Raw genomic sequence first — 17,698 nt, forward strand, 5'->3', positions numbered from 1 at the left:
AATTTTATGAAAGTAAGAGTACACGAATTAGCTAAGAAATACGGTTATGGCAACAAAGAGTTTTTAGATATTTTAAACAATATTGGAATTGATGTGCAATCACATCTAGGTGGATTGACTGCTGAACAAGAAAAAATTGTTCTGGCACATTTTGCTAAAAAAAATGATGATGTTGTTTCTAGTAATACCTATATAGAGGAGGAAACAATGAAGAAAACTATGGATTTTAATGACGCAGAAGATTTTACAGAAGAGACTACTACTGCTAAAAAAAATAAAAACAAAAATAAAAACAAAGCAAAAACTAATAATGACGCTTCAAATGACGAAGGGAAATCTAAGAAAAAAAGAAAAGGTAGAAGAGCTGATTTTATCGTAAATAAAGCTGAACAAGGACCTGAAATTATAGAAGAAGATGGAATGAAAATCATAAAAATCAGAGGAGAAATCACTCTAGGTGACTTCGCTGATAGATTAGGTGTTGGAAGTTCTGAACTTATCAAAAAACTATTCTTAAAAGGACAAATGTTAACTATAAACTCAACTATATCTTTAGAATTAGCTGAAGAGTTAGCTGAAGATTACGATGCTTTCGTTGAACTTGAAGAAGAGATTCAATTAGACTTCGGAGATAAATTTGCTCTTGAAATAGAAGATAGAGCTGAAGATCTTATTGAAAGAGCTCCTGTTATAACAATCATGGGACATGTTGACCACGGAAAGACATCTTTACTTGATGCTATCAGAACTACTTCTGTTGCTTCTGGAGAAGCTGGAGGAATCACACAAAAGATTGGAGCTTACCAAATTACTAAAGCTGGAAAGAAAATCACTTTCGTAGATACTCCTGGACATGAGGCGTTCACTGATATGAGAGCAAGAGGAGCACAAGTTACAGATATCGCAATCCTTGTTGTTGCTGCTGATGATGGTGTAATGCCACAAACTATAGAAGCTTTATCACATGCTAAAGCTGCAAATGTACCTATTATCGTTGCTATCAATAAAATCGATAAAGATGGTTCTAACCCAATGAGAGTTAAACAAGAGCTTATGGAGCACGGTTTAGTTTCAGTTGAATGGGGAGGAGACACTGAGTTTGTTGAAGTTTCAGCTAAAGCTAAAATGAACTTAGATATTCTATTAGATACAATCCTAATCACTGCTGAAATTTTAGAGTTAAAAGCTAACCCTAAAAAGAGAGCTAAAGGAATCGTTCTAGAGTCTAGACTTGATCCTAAAGTTGGACCTATTGCCGACGTTCTAATCCAAGAAGGAACTTTAAAAATTGGAGAGGTTATCGTTGCTGGAGAATCTATGGGAAAAGTTAGAGCCCTTGTTAATGATTTAGGAGCTAAAGTTCAATCTGCAACTGTTTCTCAACCTATAGAAATTATCGGATTCAATGATGTTCCATCTGCTGGAGATACATTCTATGTTATTCAAAATGAGCAACATGCTAAGAGAATCGTAGAAGAAGTTGCTAAAGAAAGAAAAATTTCTGAAATTAGCAGAAAATCTATCTCTCTTGAAACTCTATCTCAACAAATGGATCATGCAAACTTAAAAGAACTTAACTTAATCTTAAGAGCTGATTCAAGAGGTTCTGTTGAAGCATTAAGAGATTCATTATTAAAACTTTCTCATGAAGAAGTTATTGTTAATATAATTCAAGCTGCATCTGGAGCAATCACAGAGAGTGACGTAAAGCTAGCTGAAGCTTCAAATGCAATCATAATCGGATTCAACGTTAGACCAACTACAAACGCTTTAAAAGAAGCTGACTCTAACGGTGTTGAAATCAGAACTTCAAACATTATCTATCATATTACTGAAGATATCGAAAAAGCTTTAACAGGAATGTTAGACCCTGAGTTCAAAGAGATGTACTCTGGAAGAATCGAAATCAAAAAAGTATTCAAAGTTTCTAAAGTTGGAAACATTGCTGGATGTGTTGTTGTTGATGGTAAGGTTAGAAAAGAATCTAACATCAGAATCTTAAGAAATGGTGTTATTGTTTATGAAGGAAAATTAAATACTCTTAAGAGATACAAAGACGACGCTAAAGAAGTGGTTGCTGGTCAAGAGTGTGGTTTAGGAATCGAAAACTTCAACGATATTAAAGAAGGAGATATCGTAGAGGCATTCGATATTATCGAAGTTAAAAGAACTTTAAAGTAAAAGTAGGTGATTTATTATGAATAAAAAAAGATTAGCTGCAATCGAAAAGGAAGTTTCTAGAGTTGTTTCTAAAGCTCTTTTCGAAGAGATTAAAAATCCAAAATTAAAAAAAGCTATGGTTTCTGTTACTAGCGTAAGAGTTACTGAAGATTTAAAATTTGCGGACTTATTCTTCAGCATCATGCCAATAGCTGGAGCAACAGTTAATAGAAAAGAAGTTTTAGAAGGATTAAATGAAATAAAAGGTTTTCTTAGAAAAAGAGTATCTGAAGAACTAGCCTTAAGATATACTCCTGAAATGAGAATTAAACTGGATGATACTATAGAACACGCTATTAAAATCTCCCAGTTACTTGATAGCTTAAAAGGGTAATTTATGCACTGGGAATATAAGACAGTATCTGAAAATCTTATTGAAACTAAGGCTAGTCAATGGAATGTTTCTAAATTTTTAGCTACTTTATTAATTAAAAAGGGCTTTTTAGAAAAAGATGATGTAGAGAATTTTCTTAATCCATCTATTAATAAATTTCGAAATCCTTTTGATTTCGAAATGATGGATAGCGTTGTAGAAAAAATAGTTTCCGCTAAAAATAAAAATGAAAAACTTTTTATTTATGGAGACTATGATGTTGATGGAATCACTGCAGCTATCTTCCTTGTATTAGCTTTTAGAGAGATTGGAATTGATATTGATTACTATATTCCTAATAGAATGGATGAAGGTTACGGACTAGACAAAAAGACTATCGACTTTATCCATAAAAATTCTGGAAAACTAGTGATTACTGTAGATACAGGTGTCAACTCCTATGAAGATGTAGAGTATGCACGTAGTCTTGGTATTGAGGTTATTGTTACTGATCACCACAAAAGTGTTAAAGATGATGAAGAGGATAATATCCTCTTCATCAATCCTAAACTTAGTGATAATTATAAGTTTAAATTTTTAGCAGGTGCAGGAGTAGCTTTAAAGGTTGCTCAAGGTGTATATACTCATCTCAATGAAGATTTCTCTAAACTTTATCAATTTATGGATGTTATTATGATTGGAACTGTTGCAGATGTAGTTCCTATGTTTGATGAAAATAGAATTATTATAAGTAAAGGGCTTGAAACTCTTAAAAATACTAAAATCAAAGGACTTGTTTATCTTATGAAGTACTTAAAACTTTATAACAAAGATATCAGTACCACAGATATTAGTTATTTTGTTTCCCCTCTTATAAACTCTTTAGGAAGACTTGGTAACTCAAAACTAGGTGCTGACTTCTTTATGAAAACAGACGATTTCGAAATATATAACATTATTGAAGAGATGAAAAAAGCAAATAAGCAAAGAAGAGAACTAGAAAGAATGATATTTGATGAAGCAAATAAAATGATCGCACAAAAAATAGATAAGAATGAACTTAAATATATTTTTGTTGCATCTGAAAGATGGCATCCTGGAGTTATTGGTGTGGTTGCATCTAGATTAAGTGTAAAGTACAATCTACCTGTTGCTATGATTTCATTGAAAGATGGTCTTGCAAAAGCTTCATGTAGAAGTATTCCTGGTGTAAATATTTTCAATATTTTAAAACTTATTGAAAGTAAATTGATACGTTTTGGTGGTCATGACTTAGCAGCTGGATTTATTGCCAATGAAGCTGATCTCCCTGAGATTGAATTGCTCTTCCAAAGAGAGATTAAAGTTCATGAACACAACATTAATCAACCTAAATTTTTAGAGATTGATTTAGAGTTACCTATTGATAAAATCAATAAAAATAATATAAATGATATTAAAAAATTGGGTCCTTTTGGCCTTGAGAATAAGCATCCCTATTTTATAGATAGAGGAGTTAAAATTATAGATACAAAATTTTTTGGCATTGAAAATAGACACTTTAATGGTTTCTTATTGAAAAATGGCAAATCCTACCCTCTTGTAGCTTTTGACTTAAGTTCTAAGTTACATCACACAAATAAAGACACTCTTTATGATGTGATTTACTATCCTGAAAAGATAATTAATAGAGGCGAGGAATATTATCAATTTCGTTTAAAAGATCTTAAATCTCATAAGATTTAAGACGTTAATACATAATACTTTAAGGAGGAAATGATGAAACACGAATTAAAAAAAATCGAACACTCAGCAGTTGAGATTAAAGTTACTTTAACAGCTGAAGAGTTATCACCAATTAAATCAGAGGTTGTTAAAACTTTAGCTACTAAAGTTGAGGTTCCTGGATTTAGAAAAGGACATGCACCATTAAACAAAGTTGAAGCTGCTTTTGCTGACGCTATAAAAGAAGAGGTTGTAGAATCTGTTCTTAAAGCTAACTTCGAAAAAATCGTTTCTGAAGAGAAAATTGCTCCAGTAAGTTTCATTTATGATCTTGTTACTGAAATGAAAGATACTCTTGAAATGACTTTCAAAGTTGATATCTATCCTGAAATCACTTTAGGAGAGTACAAAGGTTTAGAAGTTGAAAAAGAAACTTTCGAAATGACAGAAGAGCTTTTAAATAAAGAGATTGAAAATATGTTAAACGCTAAAGCTAAATTAGAAGATGCTGCTGAAGGGCACAAAGCTGAGATGGGAAATACTGTTGACCTTGCTTTTGAAGGATTCGTTGACGGTGTTGCTTTCGAAGGTGGAAAAGCTGATTCTCACCAATTAAAATTAGGATCTAAAATGTTCATCGATACATTCGAAGATCAATTAGTTGGATACACTGTAGGACAAGAAGGAGAAGTTAACGTTACTTTCCCTGCTGAATACCATGCTGAAGCTTTAGCTGGAAAACCTGCTGTATTCAAAGTAAAAATCAACTCAATCAAAACTTTAGCTAAACCTGAGTTAACTGAAGAGTTCGCTACAGAAGCTGGATTTGAATCTGTTGAAGATTTAAAAGCTAAGAAAACTGCTGAAATCGTTACTAGAGAAGAAGCTAGAGTTCAAAACAACTTCGTTGGAAAATTAATCCAAAAATTAGTTGCTGACTCTAAAATAGAAGTTCCTAGATCAATGGTAGTTAGAGAAGTTGAAAACAGAATGGCTGAAATGAACCAACAATTAGCTATGCAAGGAATGGATATCGATCAATACTTAAAAATGACTGGTATGACTAAAGAGCAAGCTTTCAACCAAATCGCTCCAATGGCTCATAACAAAGTTCAAGTTGACATCATATTAGAAGCTATTGCTAAAGCTGAAAACTTAGAAGTTACTGCTGAAGAGTTAACTGCTAAAATAGAAGATATCGCTAAAATGTACGGTATGACTAAAGAGCAATTAGAAGCTGAGTTAACTAAAAACTCTAACTTAGACGAATTCAACCATAGCTTAAAAACTGAGAGCTTAGCTCAAAAAGCTGTTGAAGTTATTGTAAACAACGCAAAGTAATAAAATCCTGTATTGAGTAGAGATAACCCTCTACTCAATACTACTTTTAAAAAATTAGTGTTAAATACCTAAGTTTTTAAGTATTTAACTTTAAATTTTTAAAGTAAGTTTTTAAAGGAGGGATAAAAATGTACAGTCCAACAGTTATTGAAAACACAGGAAAAGGTGAAAGAGCTTACGATGTCTTCTCTAGACTTCTTAAGGATAGAATTATATTCTTAGGTAGTGAGATTGATGATCAAATAGCCAATGCTATCGTTGCTCAACTCCTGTTTTTAGAAGCTGAAGATCCTAATAAAGATATAATTATGTATATAAATAGTCCTGGAGGGGTTATAACTTCTGGTATGGCAATCTACGATACTATGAATTACATTAAACCTGATGTACAGACAGTTTGTATTGGACAAGCTGCTAGTATGGGGGCTCTATTACTCTCAGCTGGAGCTAAAGGAAAGAGATACTCTCTTGAAAACTCTAGAATTATGATTCACCAACCTCTTGGTGGAGCTAGAGGACAAGCTACTGATATTGAAATCCAAGCTAAAGAGATTTTAAGAATGAAGGATTTAACTTCTAAAATTTTAAGTAAAAACACAAACAAATCAGTTGAAGAGATTATAACTGCAACTGAAAGAGATAACTTTATGAGTGCTGAAGAAGCTAAAGAATTTGGTTTAATCGACCACGTATTCGTTAGATAAGGAGGGAAACGATGAACAAAAAAGAACATTGCTCTTTCTGTGGAAGAGGACAAGATGAAGTTTCAAAACTTTTCTCTGGTATTGATGGATCTTTCATCTGTGATGAGTGTATCGAAACTTGTTTTGATATGCTTGGATATGAAAATGATATCTATTACGGTGAAAAACAAGAAAAAGAAGATACTTCTAATAACTCTTTAACAGGAATTCAATTACCTACACCTAAAGAAATCAAATCTAGACTAGATGAATATGTTATAGGTCAAGATGATAGTAAAAAAGTTTTAGCTGTTTCTGTTTATAATCACTATAAAAGAATTATGCATAAAGATCAAGGAAGCAAAGATGTTGAGTTACAAAAGTCTAACGTACTTCTTATTGGACCTACTGGTTCTGGAAAAACTCTTTTAGCTCAAACTCTAGCTAGAACACTTCATGTTCCTTTTGCTATCGCTGATGCTACAACGCTTACTGAAGCTGGATACGTTGGAGACGACGTTGAAAATGTTCTAGTTAGGTTGCTACAGGCTGCTGACTATGAGGTTGAAGCTGCCGAAAGAGGAATTATCTATATAGACGAGATTGATAAAATCGCAAGAAAATCTGAAAATGTTTCAATTACTAGAGATGTTTCTGGAGAAGGAGTTCAACAGGCTCTTTTAAAAATTATTGAAGGTACACAATCTCAAGTTCCACCACAAGGTGGTAGAAAGCATCCTAATCAAGAACTTATAGAAATAGATACAACAAACATCTTATTTATAGTTGGTGGAGCTTTTGAAGGTATGGAAAAAATTATCAAATCAAGAACAAATAAAAAAGTTCTTGGATTTGGAGCTTCTCAAGAAGCTTTAGAAACTGAAAAAGAGATTGAACTTTTAGGAAAAGTTCTTCCTGAGGATTTAGTAAAGCAAGGAATCATTCCTGAACTAGTTGGTAGACTTCCAGTTATTACTACTTTATCTCCTCTGGACGAATCTGCACTGATAAAGATTTTATCAGAACCTAAAAACTCTATTGTAAAACAGTATCAAAAATTCTTCGAGATGGAAAATGTTGATCTTGATTTTGAAGAAGACTCTCTAAAAAGAATTGCTACTCTTGCTTTAGAAAGAAAAATTGGTGCAAGAGGACTTAGATCTATTATCGAAAACATTATGACAGAACTTATGTTTGAGATTCCTTCAGATAAATCTATCAAAAAGGTTACAATTACCGCTGATTCAATTCAAGATTCTACAAAAGTTAAAATTGAACACTAAGGAGTGATTACTAATGAGTAGATTACCTTTTTTACCTACTAGGGAAATGGTTCTTTTCCCAGGAACAGCATCTCCTCTTTATGTTGGAAGAGAAAGAAGCTTATTAACGATGAATTTTGCAATGAAAACAAAAAATAAACTAGTTTTAAGTTTACAAAAAGATTCTTTAGAAGAAAATCCAGCTCTTCCAGAAGGAATCCATAAAATTGGGGTTTTAGCTAATATCGTACAATCTATTCCCCTACCAAATAAAAGTATAAAAGTTCTTATAGATGTAGACAAAAGAGTACTTATTGAAAATATTGTTGAGGAAGATGGAATTCTTTTTGCTGATTACAGTGTTATATCTGCAACTGAAGAAACTTCTCCTGAGTTGACTGCTCTAAAAAGAAAAGTTATCAACCTTTTTGAAGAATACTCAACACTAACTAACCAAGTTAGTGCTGAATTGATGGTTCAACTAAAAGGACTTAGAAAAGCTGGAAAGATTTTTGATTCAATTGCATTTAATCTTGAAATTGAAGAATCTTTAAAAGTTGAACTTTTAGAACTTCTTGATGTTAAAGATAGAGGATACAAATTAGTTGAAATTTTAAACAATGAAATTGAAATTGCTTCTATTGAACAAAAAGTAGATCAAAAAGTTAAGGAAAAAATAAATGAAAGCCAAAAGAGCTACTTTATAAGAGAAAAAATAAATACTCTTAGAGAAGAGCTTGGTAAAAATGGTGGAGATGAAGAGACTGATGAACTTTTTGATAAAGTTAGAAACTCTCCTCTTCCAAAAGAAGCTAAAGATAAATTAGAAATAGAACTAAAAAAATTAGGTAAAATGGCTCCTTATTCTGCAGAAGCTACTGTTTCTAGAGCATATATTGAATCTGTTTTAGAACTTCCTTGGGGAGTTTTAACTACAGAAACTTTAGATCTGAAGATAGCTCACGAAGTTTTAGAAAAAGACCATTATGGACTTAAAGATGTAAAAAATAGAATTCTTGATTATCTAGCTGTAAAAAAACTAAATCCAGATATGAAAGGAACTATCCTTTGTTTAGCTGGACCTCCTGGAGTTGGAAAAACATCTTTAGCTAAATCTGTTGCTGATGCTTTGGGTAGAAACTTTATCAGAATATCTTTAGGTGGAGTTAGAGATGAAGCTGAAATAAGAGGACACAGAAGAACTTATATAGGTTCTATGCCTGGAAAGATAATTAAGGCTATCAAAAATGCTGGAAGTGTTAACCCTGTTATCCTTCTTGATGAAATCGATAAGATGTCAAGCGACTTCAAAGGAGATCCTGCTTCTGCTATGTTAGAAGTTCTAGACCCTGAGCAAAACAAGCATTTTGAAGATCACTATTTAGATATGCCATTTGACTTATCTAAAGTATTCTTTATTGCTACAGCAAATGATTTAAGAAGTATTCCTGGTCCTTTAAGAGACAGAATGGAAATAATAACTCTTTCTTCATATACTGAGTTTGAAAAGCTTCATATAGCAAATAGCTACCTTATTAAACAAGCTCAAGTTGAAAATGGTTTATCTAATATTAAAATCAATATCACAGATAAAGCTGTTTTAAAAATTATAGATGAATATACTAGAGAAGCTGGTGTCAGAAATCTGAAAAGAGAAATCTCTGGATTATTTAGAAAAGTTGCTAGAGATGTCATTGATAAAGATGCAAAATCTGCTAGTATCACTGTTAAAAATTTAGAATCTTATTTAGGTCATCCTAAATTTAGACCTGAAAAAATGAAAAAAGCTGTTTCTAAAGTTGGAGTTGTAAATGGTTTAGCTTGGACAGCCGTTGGTGGAATGACACTTGAAGTTCAAGGTGTACAAATCCCAGGAAAAGGAAGCCTTTCTCTAACTGGTACTCTTGGAAATGTTATGAAGGAATCAGCTATGGTTGCTTTTACATATCTAAAAGCTAACTTTGATAAATTCAATGTTGAACCAACTGTTTTAGATAAAAAAGATATTCACCTTCACTTCCCAGAAGGAGCAACACCAAAAGATGGACCATCTGCTGGTACTGCTATCACAACAACTATTTTATCAGTGTTAACTGGTAGAAAAGTTAAGCAAACTTTTGCTATGACTGGTGAAATCACTATTACTGGTGAAGTTTTACCTGTTGGTGGAATCAAAGAGAAGGTAATTGGGGCTCATAGAGCTGGAATTAAAAATATAATCTTACCTGAGGACAATAAGGTAGATGTAGAGGAAATCCCAGAAGAAGTAATGAAAGATATTAAAATTTACTTTGCTTCAACTTATGACGATGTTGAAAAACTTGCCCTTGAAAAATAATAGAAAGAGGTAATAAGATGATTGTAAAACAAGCAGATTTCGTAAAATCAGCTGTATTTGAAAAAGATTATCCTGAAGAGTTAAGCCATATAGAGTTTGCCTTTGTTGGAAGATCTAACGTTGGAAAATCATCTCTTATAAACAGTATCACAGGAAGAAATAAACTAGCTAAAACTAGTAAAACTCCAGGTAGAACACAGTTAATTAACTATTTCCTAATCAACAAAGAATTCTTCTTTGTTGATTTACCTGGATATGGATTCGCTAAGGTTCCTAAAGAGATGAAAAAAGAATGGGGATTAACAATGGAGAGATACCTTGCTAGCCCTAGAAAAAAACTTGTGTTTGTTCTTCTAGATATAAGAAGAATTCCAAGTGGAGAAGATTTAGATATGCTTAGATGGTTAGACCACTATGGAACACCATTTAAAATTATTTTTACTAAAATGGATAAAGTATCGAATAATGAGAAATTTAAAGCTTTAAAAGATATCAGAACAAAGGTTGATTTCCATAATGATGATGTTTTCTTCCACTCATCACTTAATAATAATGGAAAAGAACAAGTTTTAGAATATATTGAAAACTGTTTAAAGGGAGAAATTGAATAGGAGGATTTTAAATGAATGAATTAGCTACTACTTATTCCCCTAATGAAATTGAGGGAAAATGGTATAAATATTGGGAGGAGTCGAAGTTTTTTGCTGCTACTTTAGATGATAATAAAGCAAACTACTCTATCGTTATCCCACCTCCAAATGTAACTGGAATATTACATATGGGACATATTCTTAATAACAGTATCCAAGATGTACTTGTTAGATATAAAAGAATGAGTGGATACAACACTCTATGGATGCCTGGAACAGATCATGCTGGTATCGCGACTCAAAACAGAGTTGAAAGAAAATTAGCTGAAAACGGATTAACTAAAGAAGATTTAGGAAGAGACGAATTCATAAAACAAGTTTGGGAATGGAAAGAACAATATGGTGGAGCTATTACTAACCAATTAAGAAGAATTGGAGCTTCATTAGACTGGGATAGAGAAAGATTTACTATGGATGAAGGACTTTCTGAATCTGTAAAAGATATCTTTATCAAATTATTCAACGATGGATTAATCTATCAAGGTGAATATATGGTTAACTGGTGTCCAAGATGTGGAACAGCTCTTGCCGATGATGAAGTTGAGCATGAAGAAAAAGCTGGTTCTTTATGGAATATAAAATATCCTGTTAAAGGTTCTGACGAATTTTTAATAATTGCAACTACAAGACCTGAAACTATGCTTGCTGACGTTGCTATTGCTGTAAATCCTAACGATGAAAGATATTCACACCTTGTTGGTAAAAATGTAATTTTACCATTAGTTGGAAGAGAGATTCCTGTAATCGCTGATGAGTATGTTGATATGGAATTCGGTACGGGTGCTTTAAAAATAACTCCTGCACATGACCCTAATGATTTCACTTTAGGACAAAAATTCAACTTACCAATCATCAATATGATGACTCCTGAAGGTAAAGTTTCTAACGATTATCCTGCTTACGCTGGAATGGATAGATTCGATGCTAGAAAGAAAATGGTAGCTGATTTAGAAGAAGGTGGATTCTTAGTTAAAGTTGAATCTCACTCACACAATGTTGGTGGATGCTATAGATGTAACACTGTTGTAGAGCCTAGAGTATCTAAGCAATGGTTCGTTAAAATGAAACCTTTAGCTGAAAAGGCTTTAGAAGTTGTTAGAAACGGAAAAGTTAAACTTATGCCTAAGAGATGGGAAAAAGTTTACTACAACTGGTTAGAAAATATAAGAGACTGGTGTATCTCTAGACAAATCTGGTGGGGGCATAGAATTCCTGCTTGGTATGGTCCTGATATGCATATCTTCGTAGCTAAAACTGAAGAGGAGGCTTTTGCTCAAGCTAAAGCTCACTACGGACATGATGTTGAATTAACTCAAGAAACTGATGTTCTTGATACTTGGTTCTCATCTGCTCTATGGCCATTCTCAACTTTAGGTTGGCCTGATAAAACAACTGAATTAGCTAAATTCTACCCTACATCTACTCTAGTTACTGGAGCAGATATTCTGTTCTTCTGGGTTGCTAGAATGGTTATGTTTGGTATGTATACTATGGATGATATTCCATTTGAAAATGTTTACTTACACGGTATTGTAAGAGATGAGATTGGAAGAAAGATGTCTAAATCATTAGGGAACTCTCCTGATCCATTAAACTTAATTGAAGAGTATGGTGCTGATGCCATAAGATTTACTATGTTATATAATACTTCTCAGGGACAAGATGTTCACTTCTCTGAAAAATTAATTGAGATGGGAAGAAACTTCGCTAATAAAATTTGGAACGTTTCAAGATTCGTTCTAATGAACCTTGAAGATTTCGATATGAAATCATTTGATAAATCTAATGTTCAACTTGAATTAGTTGACGAATGGATTTTCTCTAAATTAAATAAAACTTCTAAAGATGTTGCAGATAAATTAGAAAAATTCCAATTAGATGAAGCTGCTAAATCATTATACGAATTCTTAAGAGGAGACTTCTGTGACTGGTATGTTGAGTTAGCTAAAGTTAGACTATACAACAAAGAAGAATCTGGAATTCAATCTAGACAAACTGCTCAATATGTTTTATGGACAGTTTTAGACGCTGGATTAAAACTTCTTCACCCATTCATGCCTTATATAACTGAAGAGATTTGGCAAAAAATAAAAGTAGATGGAGAGACTATTATGCTTTCTAGCTACCCTGTTTGTGACGACTCTTTAGTTAGTGACGAAAAAGAAAAAGCTTTTGAATATATTCAAGGTTTAATCTCTTCATTAAGAAATATAAGAGCTGAAAGAGGAATATCACCTGCTAAAGAAGCTAAAGTTGTTATTAGAACATCAAATCCTGTTGAATTAGAAACTTTAAAAGCAAATGAGTTATTCATAACTAAACTTGCTAAAATTGAAGAATTAACGGTTGGATCTGATTTAGCGACTCCTGAGCAAAGTGGATTTAGAGTTAATGGAAACTCTGAAGTATTTATGATCTTAACTGGTCTTTTAGACGTAGAGTCTGAAATTAAAAAAATAAATGAGCAACTTGAGAAAGTAAAAAAAGATTTAGATAAAGCTAATGCTAAACTTTCTGACGAAAGATTTACATCTAAAGCTCCGGCTCATATCTTAGATAGAGAGAGAAGAATTCAACAAGAATTCCAAGATAAGTATGATAAACTAATGGAAAACTTAAAAAACTTCCAATAATAAAGTACTTTTAACCTTTATTGAGTAGTAGGAAATAAACTTCCTACTACTTTTTTAAAATAAATTGTATTCATTGTGTTAAAATTATGCTAAAATAGAATAGTAACTATACATAAGAATAATAGTTGGGAGTGATACAATTGGATTTACATTATCTTAGAATATTTTATGAAGTAGCCAAAGAAAAAAGTTTTACTAAAGCAGCTAATAAATTATACATAAATCAATCAGCGGTTTCAATTCAAGTTAAAAAATTTGAGGAAATTTTAAATTCTAAACTTTTTGATAGAAGTTCAAAGAAGATAAAATTAACTTATACTGGGGAAGCTCTTTTCAAAATGGCAGAGGAAATTTTTGAAAAAGTTAAAAGAGCTGAAAAAGAGATGGAAAGAATCATTAACTTAGATAAAGCTAAGATTTCAATCGGTGCTACATCTGTTATTGGTGAACCTTTACTTCCTCTTTTAATGAAAGATTTTATATCTTTACATGACGAGATAGAATACGATATTACAATATCTACTAAAGCTTGGCTTTTAAAGCTTTTAAAAGAGGGAGAACTGGATATTCTTTTAATTGATGAAGAACATATAACAGATCCTAATTTAGAAGTTTTAACTGTTGGTTCTGTTCCTTATATTCTTGTAGGAACAAAGAATACACAAAAATTAGAAGCTATATCTAAAGAACCTTTAATATCTAGAAAAAATATTTATAATAATGAAAAAGCTATCAGCTATCTAGAGGATAAAAACCATGTTTGTTTCAACACTAAAATTCCTGTACTAGGAAATTTAGGAGTTATTAAAGGGATGGTAAAAGAAGGGATTGGAAACGTTATTCTGCCTTATTATGCTGTTTATAAAGAGATACAAAGCGATGAATTTAAAGTTATTAGAACTATCGATGAAGTTACTGATTCTTATCAAATAGTTATAACAAAAGATAAGAAAAATTTAGCACACATCATTAAATTTATCAATTTCGTTAAAAATTTTAAACTTTAATCTATGTAATTTAGGAGGCTAATATGAACTTATTAGATTCGTACAAAATAACTGCTGATCTTTTAGAAAAATTTATAAAAGAGGAAGCTGAAAAAAAAGAAACTGAAAAAGTTGCGAAAGATCTTGCATCTATCTTTGAAAATGGAAACAAAGTACTAATCTGTGGAAACGGAGGAAGTAACTGTGATGCTCTACACTTTGCAGAAGAGTTTACAGGAAGATTTAGAAAAGATAGAAGAGCTTTACCTGCAATATCATTATCAGATTCATCACATATAACTTGTGTTGGAAATGATTATGGATTTGATTACATCTTCTCTAGAGGTGTTGAAGCTTACGGTAAAGAGGGAGATATGTTTATTGGTATCTCTACAAGTGGGAACTCTGCTAATGTTATAAAAGCTGTTGAAGCAGCTAAAAAAATGGGACTAAAAACTACTGTACTTCTTGGAAAAGATGGAGGAAAACTTAAAGGAATGTGTGATTATGAGTTCATCATTCCTGGAGAAACTTCTGATAGAATCCAAGAAATACACATGATGATATTACATATTATTATTGAAGGTGTAGAAAAAATAATGTTCCCAGAAAATTATTAAAAATACCCTTTTTAGGGTATTTTTTTTGAGGTGATTTTATGTTAAAGAAAATTTTTTTATTTTTTATTATATCCATTTTAACTTTTTCAAGCGACTCAAACTCAAAAACAGAAGCTTATATTGCTTCTTTTAATACTCTAAGACTTGGAAAAGGAGAAAAAGACTACACGCATCTTGCCAAATCTATTGAACCATTCGATATCATTGGATTGGTTGAAGTTATGAATAAAAAAGGACTTTATAAATTAATATCTGAGGTTGAAAAAATAAGTAATTCAAAATGGGGGTATGAAATCTCTCCATATCCTGTTGGAACTGCAGAGTACAAAGAGTACTACGCTTTTTTATATAAAAAAAATAAAGTTCAATTTATAAAAAGTGAAGGGTTTTATCCAGATACAAATGATGATTTTATACGTGAACCATATGGTGCAACTTTTAAAATTAATAATTTTGATTTTACATATGTCTTAATACACTCTATCTATGGTAAGAAAGTTTCACAAAGACAATTTGAAGCCAATAAAATCATAGAGATTTACAACTATTTTCAAAATTTGGATCCTGTAGAAAACGATATTTTGATAGGTGGTGACTTCAATTTAGCTGCTAATGATTCAGCCTTTGAAAATCTTTTAAATCATAAAGATAATATCATCTACTCTTTAGATCCCTCAATTAAAACAACAATTGGAACTAAAGGTTTTGCAAACTCTTATGACAATATCTTTCTTTCTAAAAAATTCACCACTGAATTTAAAGGAAAAAGTGGTGCTCTAGATATTACTAGAGATGATTATATTAAAACTAGAAAGGAGGTCTCTGATCATCTACCTATTTTTATAATAGTAGATACAGATATTGATGATGACTAAAGCATTTATCTTTTTAAATGGTGAGTTTTCAAACTCACCTGATTTTTATAAATCTTTAAATATAGATGAAAAACATCTCTATTGTGCTGATGGAGGAAGTAAAAAAGCAATTCAACTTGGATTGAGCCCTAAAGAAGTTTGGGGAGATTTTGATTCTCTTGAAAGTGAAGACTTTGAATATTTAAAAACTCAAGATATTATTTTAAATATTTTTAATAAGGATAAAGATTTCACCGATGGAGAACTTCTTATCTCATACGTTTCATCTTTAAAATATAATGAAATTATTGTTATCGGTGGATTTGGAGGAAGAATAGATCATACTTTAACAAATATAAATCTTATTTTTAAATATCCAAAACTTAAATTTGTTAGTGAAATAGAAGAATTATTTTTTGTACCACAAAGTTTTGAAATTGAAAATAAAATCGGAAAAACTATATCATTCATTCCTTTCTCAGATAAAGTTACAGCTTTAACTTTAAAAGGATTTAAGTACTCTTTAGATAAACATACACTAAACAGAGGTGACTCAACATGTTTAAGTAACATTATTACTCAAAACAAAGCTTTTATCTCTTATTCCGAAGGAAAACTTTTAGGAAGTTTAAGTTTAGATTGACTTTCATTTTAAAATAATGTAGGCTATTTAATAGCAAAAAAAATTCGGGAGGCGTTTTACAATGACTAATTTATCAACAAAAAGTAAGCTTTTACTTGGGATTCAGCACGTACTAGCTATGTTTGGAGCCACAGTTTTAGTTCCATTTTTAACTGGTTTAAATCCTTCAGTTGCACTTTTATCTGCTGGAATAGGAACTTTACTTTTTCACCTTTGTACTAAAGGAATTGTTCCTGTTTTCTTAGGTTCATCTTTTGCTTTTATTGGAGCTCTAGCTCTTGTTTTAAAAGAAGAGGGAATTGCCGCAATTAAAGGTGGGGTTATCTCTGCTGGTTTTGTATACATCTTTATGTCTTGGATGATAAAGGTTTTTGGTGTTGAAAAAATCAAATCATTTTTCCCACCTGTTGTAGTTGGTCCAATTATTATGGTTATTGGGCTTAGACTAAGTCCTGTAGCTCTATCAATGGCTGGATACTCAAATGGACATTTTGATTTAAAAAGCTTAGCCGTAGCTATGATAGTTATCATATCTATGATTACCATTTCAATTTTAGAAAAATCATTCTTTAGATTAGTACCAATCTTAATATCAGTTATTTTAGGTTATGTTGTTTCTATCTTCTTAGGATTAGTTGATTTTACTCCTATCGCTGCTGCTAACTGGATTGGATTCTCATCTGAAGCTTTAAAAGATTTACTTACTCTACCTAAGTTTTCTACAACTGCAGTTTTAGCTATTGCTCCTATCGCTCTTGTTGTTTTTATTGAGCATATTGGTGACATCACAACTAATGGTGCTGTTGTTGGAAAAGATTTCTTTAAAAACCCTGGAATTTCAAGAACACTTTTAGGTGATGGAGTTGCAACTGTTGCTGCTGGACTTTTAGGTGGTCCTGCTAACACTACTTATGGAGAAAATACTGGAGTTCTTGCGGTTACAAAAGTATACGATCCTGCAATTTTGAGAATCGCCGCTTGTTATGCTATAGCTCTTAGCTTTATTGGAAAATTTGGAGTTATCTTACAAACTATTCCTACTCCTGTTATGGGTGGAGTTTCAGTTATTCTTTTCGGAATGATTGCTTCAGTTGGTGTTAGAACAGTTATTGATGCCGAAATTGATTTCTCTCACTCTAGAAATCTTTTAATCGCTTCTCTTATCTTTGTTCTTGGAATAGCTATTGATAATATCATTATTTGGAAAACTGTCTCACTTTCTGGATTAGCAATCGCTGCTCTTATAGGAGTGACATTGAATAAAATCCTACCAAAAGATCAAATAGATAATTAATTTCTAAAAAATAGAGAGAATCGGGAAACCTTTTCTTTCTATTTTTTATTTTTTGTTGTAATATATAAAATATATTAAAGGAAGAATCTGTTAACTAAAGATGAAAAATAGGTCCAATTCCTTAAAAAGGGATAAAGATTTTCGATTTGAAATAATT

14 protein-coding genes are annotated in these 17,698 nt (G+C 31.7%); all 14 read left to right on the forward strand.

What is annotated here, in order from left to right; all coding sequences use genetic code 11:
* Positions 1 to 6 precede the first annotated feature (6 nt).
* The 14 genes from infB to L992_RS04710 all read left to right on the forward strand — a co-directional run bounded on the left by infB (position 7) and on the right by L992_RS04710 (position 17,541).
* On the forward strand, positions 7 to 2,181 hold the full coding sequence (gene infB / locus L992_RS04645) for a translation initiation factor IF-2 (protein ID WP_047381675.1): 2,175 nt from the start codon (positions 7 to 9) through the stop codon (positions 2,179 to 2,181).
* 16 nt (positions 2,182 to 2,197) lie between these two features.
* Complete coding sequence (rbfA, locus tag L992_RS04650) at positions 2,198 to 2,554, forward strand: 30S ribosome-binding factor RbfA (RefSeq protein ID WP_047381677.1); 357 nt, start codon at positions 2,198 to 2,200, stop codon at positions 2,552 to 2,554.
* Between the two features lie 3 nt (positions 2,555 to 2,557).
* Complete coding sequence (gene recJ, locus L992_RS04655) at positions 2,558 to 4,258, forward strand: single-stranded-DNA-specific exonuclease RecJ (RefSeq protein WP_052191669.1); 1,701 nt, start codon at positions 2,558 to 2,560, stop codon at positions 4,256 to 4,258.
* Positions 4,259 to 4,291: 33 nt separating this feature from the next.
* Complete coding sequence (gene tig, locus L992_RS04660; protein ID WP_047381679.1) at positions 4,292 to 5,578, forward strand: trigger factor; 1,287 nt, start codon at positions 4,292 to 4,294, stop codon at positions 5,576 to 5,578.
* A 128-nt stretch (positions 5,579 to 5,706) separates the two neighbouring features.
* Positions 5,707 to 6,282, forward strand: coding sequence for an ATP-dependent Clp endopeptidase proteolytic subunit ClpP (gene clpP / locus L992_RS04665; protein WP_047381681.1), 576 nt, complete (start codon positions 5,707 to 5,709; stop codon positions 6,280 to 6,282).
* 11 nt (positions 6,283 to 6,293) lie between these two features.
* Positions 6,294 to 7,544: an ATP-dependent Clp protease ATP-binding subunit ClpX gene (gene clpX, locus L992_RS04670; protein ID WP_047394635.1), complete on the forward strand. Its 1,251-nt coding sequence runs from the start codon at positions 6,294 to 6,296 to the stop codon at positions 7,542 to 7,544.
* Between the two features lie 13 nt (positions 7,545 to 7,557).
* The gene (lon, locus tag L992_RS04675; RefSeq protein ID WP_047394638.1) at positions 7,558 to 9,861 is read left to right on the forward strand and encodes an endopeptidase La; all 2,304 of its coding nucleotides are present in this window, start codon (positions 7,558 to 7,560) and stop codon (positions 9,859 to 9,861) included.
* A gap of 17 nt (positions 9,862 to 9,878) precedes the next feature.
* Entirely contained in the window at positions 9,879 to 10,472 is a 594-nt protein-coding gene (yihA, locus tag L992_RS04680) for a ribosome biogenesis GTP-binding protein YihA/YsxC (protein WP_047381688.1), read from the forward strand.
* 11 nt (positions 10,473 to 10,483) lie between these two features.
* Complete coding sequence (locus L992_RS04685) at positions 10,484 to 13,144, forward strand: valine--tRNA ligase (RefSeq protein WP_047394641.1); 2,661 nt, start codon at positions 10,484 to 10,486, stop codon at positions 13,142 to 13,144.
* A 140-nt stretch (positions 13,145 to 13,284) separates the two neighbouring features.
* Positions 13,285 to 14,151: a LysR family transcriptional regulator gene (locus L992_RS04690; RefSeq protein WP_047381692.1), complete on the forward strand. Its 867-nt coding sequence runs from the start codon at positions 13,285 to 13,287 to the stop codon at positions 14,149 to 14,151.
* 23 nt (positions 14,152 to 14,174) lie between these two features.
* Positions 14,175 to 14,750, forward strand: coding sequence for a D-sedoheptulose 7-phosphate isomerase (gmhA, locus tag L992_RS04695; protein ID WP_047381694.1), 576 nt, complete (start codon positions 14,175 to 14,177; stop codon positions 14,748 to 14,750).
* 38 nt (positions 14,751 to 14,788) lie between these two features.
* Positions 14,789 to 15,625 carry an endonuclease/exonuclease/phosphatase family protein gene (locus tag L992_RS04700; protein WP_047394644.1) on the forward strand — a complete coding sequence of 279 codons (837 nt, stop codon included), beginning with the start codon at positions 14,789 to 14,791 and terminating at the stop codon, positions 15,623 to 15,625.
* Positions 15,618 to 16,247, forward strand: a complete 630-nt coding sequence (locus L992_RS04705) for a thiamine diphosphokinase (protein ID WP_047381765.1) — start codon at positions 15,618 to 15,620, stop codon at positions 16,245 to 16,247. The genes L992_RS04700 and L992_RS04705 overlap by 8 nt, the downstream gene beginning before the upstream one ends.
* 61 nt (positions 16,248 to 16,308) lie before the next feature.
* Positions 16,309 to 17,541 (forward strand): uracil-xanthine permease family protein, encoded by a 1,233-nt coding sequence (locus L992_RS04710; RefSeq protein WP_047394646.1) that lies wholly within the window; start codon positions 16,309 to 16,311, stop codon positions 17,539 to 17,541.
* Positions 17,542 to 17,698: the final 157 nt, after the last annotated feature.

Source organism: Cetobacterium sp. ZOR0034 (assembly GCF_000799075.1).
In the GTDB taxonomy this organism is placed as follows: domain Bacteria; phylum Fusobacteriota; class Fusobacteriia; order Fusobacteriales; family Fusobacteriaceae; genus Cetobacterium_A.

Excerpts from the sequence above, each read along its gene's own strand:
- lon (WP_047394638.1), top strand. The coding sequence starts at position 7,558 with ATGAGTAGATTACCTTTTTTACCTACTAGGGAAATGGTTCTTTTCCCA.
- L992_RS04710 (WP_047394646.1), top strand. The coding sequence starts at position 16,309 with ATGACTAATTTATCAACAAAAAGTAAGCTTTTACTTGGGATTCAGCAC.
- L992_RS04705 (WP_047381765.1), top strand. The coding sequence starts at position 15,618 with ATGACTAAAGCATTTATCTTTTTAAATGGTGAGTTTTCAAACTCACCT.
- infB (WP_047381675.1), top strand. The coding sequence starts at position 7 with ATGAAAGTAAGAGTACACGAATTAGCTAAGAAATACGGTTATGGCAAC.
- gmhA (WP_047381694.1), top strand. The coding sequence starts at position 14,175 with ATGAACTTATTAGATTCGTACAAAATAACTGCTGATCTTTTAGAAAAA.
- recJ (WP_052191669.1), top strand. The coding sequence starts at position 2,558 with ATGCACTGGGAATATAAGACAGTATCTGAAAATCTTATTGAAACTAAG.
- clpX (WP_047394635.1), top strand. The coding sequence starts at position 6,294 with ATGAACAAAAAAGAACATTGCTCTTTCTGTGGAAGAGGACAAGATGAA.
- yihA (WP_047381688.1), top strand. The coding sequence starts at position 9,879 with ATGATTGTAAAACAAGCAGATTTCGTAAAATCAGCTGTATTTGAAAAA.
- L992_RS04700 (WP_047394644.1), top strand. The coding sequence starts at position 14,789 with ATGTTAAAGAAAATTTTTTTATTTTTTATTATATCCATTTTAACTTTT.
- tig (WP_047381679.1), top strand. The coding sequence starts at position 4,292 with ATGAAACACGAATTAAAAAAAATCGAACACTCAGCAGTTGAGATTAAA.
- rbfA (WP_047381677.1), top strand. The coding sequence starts at position 2,198 with ATGAATAAAAAAAGATTAGCTGCAATCGAAAAGGAAGTTTCTAGAGTT.
- clpP (WP_047381681.1), top strand. The coding sequence starts at position 5,707 with ATGTACAGTCCAACAGTTATTGAAAACACAGGAAAAGGTGAAAGAGCT.
- L992_RS04685 (WP_047394641.1), top strand. The coding sequence starts at position 10,484 with ATGAATGAATTAGCTACTACTTATTCCCCTAATGAAATTGAGGGAAAA.